The organism is Providencia rustigianii DSM 4541, from assembly GCF_000156395.1.
Classification (GTDB): domain Bacteria; phylum Pseudomonadota; class Gammaproteobacteria; order Enterobacterales; family Enterobacteriaceae; genus Providencia; species Providencia rustigianii.
Genome location: NZ_GG703827.1, coordinates 3,753 through 4,207 on the forward strand (window position 1 = coordinate 3,753; position 455 = coordinate 4,207).

Consider the following 455-nt stretch of genomic DNA (forward strand, 5'->3'; position numbering starts at 1 on the left):
AAAGGGTACAGGATTGCGCGTATTGCCGAAGCGCTCAACGAAAAATCCGCCACAATTCACAGTTGGAAGCGACGTGATAAATGGGATGAGATCACCCCCGTTGAACGCGTAGAAATGACGCTTGAAATGCGACTTTGTACTCTACTCAACAAAGAAAATAAAGAGGGTAAAGATTTTAAAGAAATCGACTTACTTTATCGTCAAGTTGAGCGTCATGCCAAAATTCATAAATACCAAAATGGCGGTAATGAAGTTGATTTAAATCCCAAACTTGCCAATCGCAATAAAGGCGAGCGCCGCGCCCCTGAAAAGAATTTATTTAGCGAAGAACAGCTTGAAAAACTGGAAGAAATCTTTCGTGAAAATATGTTTGAGTATCAGAAAGTTTGGTACGGCGCAGGACATAAACACCGTATTCGCAATATCCTAAAATCACGCCAAATTGGGGCGACTTA

At 41.3% G+C, this 455-nt stretch carries 1 protein-coding gene; it reads left to right on the plus strand.

Annotation, left to right across the window (positions count from 1 at the left end; translation table 11 throughout):
• Positions 1-455, plus strand: a 455-nt coding sequence (locus tag PROVRUST_RS18495; protein ID WP_006816446.1) for a terminase gpP N-terminus-related DNA-binding protein, incomplete at both ends; no start/stop codon positions are given.